The sequence below is a fragment of the Pseudoalteromonas sp. MMG012 genome, from assembly GCF_018100875.1.
Classification (GTDB): Bacteria; Pseudomonadota; Gammaproteobacteria; order Enterobacterales; family Alteromonadaceae; genus Pseudoalteromonas; species Pseudoalteromonas aurantia.
Genome location: NZ_JAGJEF010000224.1, coordinates 1 through 525, shown reverse-complemented (window position 1 = coordinate 525; position 525 = coordinate 1). Strand labels below are relative to the sequence as shown.

Here is a 525-nt window from a genome sequence, read left to right as displayed (position 1 = left end):
TGGCCAAGACTACCTTGATGGCATCAAGAATACCTATGCGGGTAAAAACGCAGTGAAGGTAGCCACGGTAGGTAAACCAAGCAAGGTGATATTTACTGAATTACCTAATGCGGGCGAAGCCCGTGTTGAGGGCGCTGTGTTTGTTGATGGCAATCAAAATGGCATAAAAGAAGGTAAAGATCTCGCGATCCCAAGCCTTACAGTCACGCTTACCGGTAAAGATGAATTTGGCAACGCTGTGTCACTGACCACTAACACTGACAGTAATGGCACATTTAGTTTTACGAGGCTGCGCCAACCTGATTCAGACGGATATGTGGTGACGCGCGCAGACACACCCAGCTACGAAGATGGGCAAGACTATCTTGATGGTGTGAAGAATACCTTCGCTGGAAAAAACGCGGTGAAGATCAGTACGGTGGGTAAACCAAGCAGGGTGATCTTTACTGAGCTACCTAATGCGGGCAAAGCCCGTGTGGAAGGCGCTGTGTTTGTTGATGGCAATCAAAATGGTGTTAAAGAGCC

The 525-nt window shown here is 48.2% G+C and carries 1 protein-coding gene; it reads left to right on the top strand.

The window, feature by feature from the left end:
• On the top strand, positions 1 to 525 hold a 525-nt coding region (locus J8L97_RS23165; RefSeq protein WP_211053078.1), incomplete at both ends, for an SdrD B-like domain-containing protein.